Source organism: Nostoc flagelliforme FACHB-838, from assembly GCF_014698065.1.
Taxonomy (GTDB): domain Bacteria; phylum Cyanobacteriota; class Cyanobacteriia; order Cyanobacteriales; family Nostocaceae; genus Nostoc; species Nostoc flagelliforme_B.
In genome coordinates, this window is sequence record NZ_JACJSI010000660.1 from 1 (window position 1) to 2,104 (window position 2,104).

The 2,104-nt window shown below is 35.5% G+C and carries 1 protein-coding gene and 2 pseudogenes; 2 read left to right on the plus strand and 1 reads right to left on the minus strand.

Annotated elements, in window-relative coordinates; translation table 11 throughout:
* A pseudogene (locus tag H6G97_RS50350) lies at positions 1-161 on the plus strand (IS630 family transposase); the annotation flags it as partial.
* 120 nt (positions 162-281) lie between these two features.
* Positions 282-1,741: pseudogene (locus tag H6G97_RS50355) on the plus strand (ISLre2 family transposase).
* 107 nt (positions 1,742-1,848) lie between these two features.
* Here H6G97_RS50355 and H6G97_RS52090 read toward each other — a convergent pair.
* Positions 1,849-2,104 (minus strand): hypothetical protein (locus H6G97_RS52090; protein ID WP_206759185.1); only part of this gene is annotated, 256 nt, incomplete at its 5' end.

Below are 2,104 nucleotides of genomic sequence, written 5' to 3' on the forward strand. Positions count from 1 at the left end.
AACTTGTATGGCATTCGGCGAAAGAATACATATCTCATCGCCTATTTAAATCAGTAGAGGAACTGAAAAACTTATTAAATAGGTTGTTAAATCAGGGAGAGTTAATAATTAGATGGGGAAGAAAAATTAAAAATAAAGGTAATGCTGCTATTGCAAACTAAATGTGGAACAGCTTACTGCTTAAACTTGTAGATAATTTTCGGATACAAAAAAAGGTAGGATTCCCTTTGGAGTAAAGGTTTTTATATCTGACATCAAAACAAAAACAGGGAATACTTACCATGAAAAATAATATATATTGTAATTTTGATTTAAGCAAATCAGCGTCACACTTTCAAGAAAAAGTTACGAAAATTTTAGAATTAACGAATATCCCAGAATGGAATGGACAAACTTTCAAGTTACGTGAAAAAGAAATTAGGGAATCGGCATTAATTTTAGCAGGACAATGTATTGCTCTGTTGCTTCATAACTTGTCTAAATCTCAAGAATTATTGCACAAAACAATGCAGCAAACTCAGGGATGGTGGCACAATAAAACGCGAAAGCACGGTTGTAAAAGACGGCAAATATTAAGAGTTGGTAATGTTGCAGTAACTTTAAAGCTACCGTATGTAGTTGAACGTCAGACTCAACCAAATAAAAATAAAAAATCTACTCATGTTGGATTCTGCCCATTCTTAAGATATTTAGGAATGTCCGAAGGTTTAACCCCTGGAGTTTTATCGACTATTGCCCGATATGGTGCAATTGCTGGCTCGTTTGAGGCAGCACGGACAACATTAATTGATTGGGGCATAAATATCAGCTTAAAACGCATATAACGGCTAACATCTTATTTGGTAAAATTGGCATAAATTTGCGTGAATCAAAACTAACAAGTTTAGAGCTTGGTAGTTTACCTATGAGTAACATTCTTAAAGACCAGCGTGTTGTTATTGCTGTAGATGGCGGTCGTACACGGATTCGGATTAATAAAAAAGGTAGGCGTAAGGTTAAAACTAATCGTGTAGGCTATACAGGAGAATGGATTGAGCCAAAACTATTAACAATTTATGTAGTGAATGAGCAAGGTGAAAAAATTAAGAATGGAGAGATTCCAATTACCAATGATGGAACTTATAAAGGATATCAAGGATTTTTGCAGATATTAGAGATGTACTTAGTTAATTTAGGTATTAGTCAAGCGAAACAGGTTTTATTAATTGCGGATGGAGCAGAATGGATCTGGATACATATTCCTCCTTTGCTCAAAAAGTTAAAATGCCCACCTGAAACTTATCAGTTATTAGACTTTTTTCACGCTGCATCACATTTACAAGATTTTGCTGATGCTGCTTTTAGCACAAATAATGAGCGTCAACAATGGTTAAAAGGCTCGAAAAAATTTAAAAAAAGGTCAGGCACTAGATTTAATGAGAAATATGGGTGAATTTATTTTTGAGGCGAACGGAGAGCGCCTTAAAATTTTGGTACGAGAGCGAAACTATATTTTAAAAGCTTACCGACGGAGGCTTTTAAAGTATAACGAAGTCGCGTCTCGAAATTACCTCTTGGTAGTGGTGCAGTTGAAAGTTTGATTCGTCAAGTTGTTAATTTACGTATGAAAGGTAATAGTAAGTTTTGGCTTCAAAATAACGCAGAAATTATGTTACATCTTCGTTGTCAATGGATAGCTAAAAGTTGGGATAATTTTTCTGATGCCATCTTTAATTCGTTTATCAAACCCCAAACTGGCTGATAAATTTTATACTTCAATTCTGCATTTAATTGATTTGCTGCCATAATTGATACCAAGCCTTAAAGGCTTATTGCAGATATATTTGGAAATAATCGTCAAATAATTTACTAGGAATCTTCTTGAGATATCTCATCAAGATCATTTCTCGTGCAATTACGTATGTTAATTGCAAATAAAATCACCTCATGCAGAAATGTAAGTTTTAGTGATCGCACTTTTTTGTCCCACCTCACAAAATCGCGTTGCTCCCAGGGATCTTTCCCAAACCAGGCTGACAGGTCGATTATGTGTAGCAACCTAGATTCTAGCCAACGGCTCGTGCAAAAGAGAGACTTGGGTCTGGTCTTGTCGCCCGCAGCGCTT